We start from the raw sequence: 872 nt of genomic DNA, 5'->3' as shown, positions 1-872 counted from the left end.
GCGTCATTCGTAAGGCGATCAAGAACCGGAAGATTTTTCGGACTGATGAGTCAGTCATGAAGGTAATCTATCTGGCCATGGAAAAAGCTTCCGAGAAATGGACCATGCCGATCAGGAACTGGAAAGCAGCCATGAACCGGTTTGAAATTATGTTTCCTGACCGGTTCAAGGAGTAATAGTTTTGGTGGCGTTTACACAGAATTATTTACAGGCTCTCATTTGCAGGATCCACTGCGCCATCAAACACATTACTGGTTATTAGCGTGCCATCCTGAACCTGCATTTCAAATTCATAATTTTCAACTGAGGGAGCCCAGTTTGATGGCGACATTTCCAGAATGAAGTCGGTATCAGCATTGTTGTTTAAAACACCAATACGACCATCATTTAATGGCTCACCAAAATCATGGGAAACTTTAAGCTCGCCTTCTGAATAAAAGTTCGCAACGGTTCCCTCAACTCTTAGCTGAATGGGTACATAGACGTTCTTTGGTATCGTTGCGGGTATCGAAACAACATTGGAATGAACACCGTCAACTATCTGTTCAATACGCCATTGCTGAGCCCCAATCCGGGCCATTACAAATTTGTAATTATTTTCATCCTGATAATCGAAAATGATACCACCGTTATACCAGCCTGAATCACTCGTATTGGTTTTAATACCAATTGAATTTTCTAACTACTGTATAACTGCCCAATCACGGGAGCACAGACTGAACAGTCGACCAGCTTCGCTGCAAAGGTTATTCCAAGCTTCACAGCAACAATCTACAATATTTTCATAACCTGAAAATGCTTTGTTTGATAAGTCATGCTCCCGCATCCACTCCCATAGCCTTTCTGAGCTGTTTAACTCCGGTGCGAATGGT

Annotated in this window: 1 protein-coding gene and 2 pseudogenes; 1 reads left to right on the top strand and 2 read right to left on the bottom strand. The window is 42.5% G+C overall.

Annotation, left to right across the window (positions count from 1 at the left end):
• Window positions 1-176: pseudogene (locus AK963_RS36325) on the top strand (IS256 family transposase); the annotation flags it as partial.
• A gap of 29 nt (window positions 177-205) precedes the next feature.
• Here AK963_RS36325 and AK963_RS29795 read toward each other — a convergent pair.
• Together AK963_RS29795 and AK963_RS36320 are read right to left on the bottom strand one after the other, a co-directional pair.
• The gene (locus tag AK963_RS29795; RefSeq protein ID WP_066018813.1) at window positions 206-580 is read right to left on the bottom strand and encodes a hypothetical protein; all 375 of its coding nucleotides are present in this window, start codon (window positions 578-580) and stop codon (window positions 206-208) included.
• 102 nt (window positions 581-682) lie between these two features.
• Window positions 683-872: pseudogene (locus AK963_RS36320) on the bottom strand (IS630 family transposase); the annotation flags it as partial.

Origin of the sequence: Endozoicomonas atrinae, from assembly GCF_001647025.1 — a bacterium.
In the GTDB taxonomy this organism is placed as follows: domain Bacteria; phylum Pseudomonadota; class Gammaproteobacteria; order Pseudomonadales; family Endozoicomonadaceae; genus Endozoicomonas; species Endozoicomonas atrinae.
This window is presented reverse-complemented; position numbering and strand designations above follow the sequence as displayed.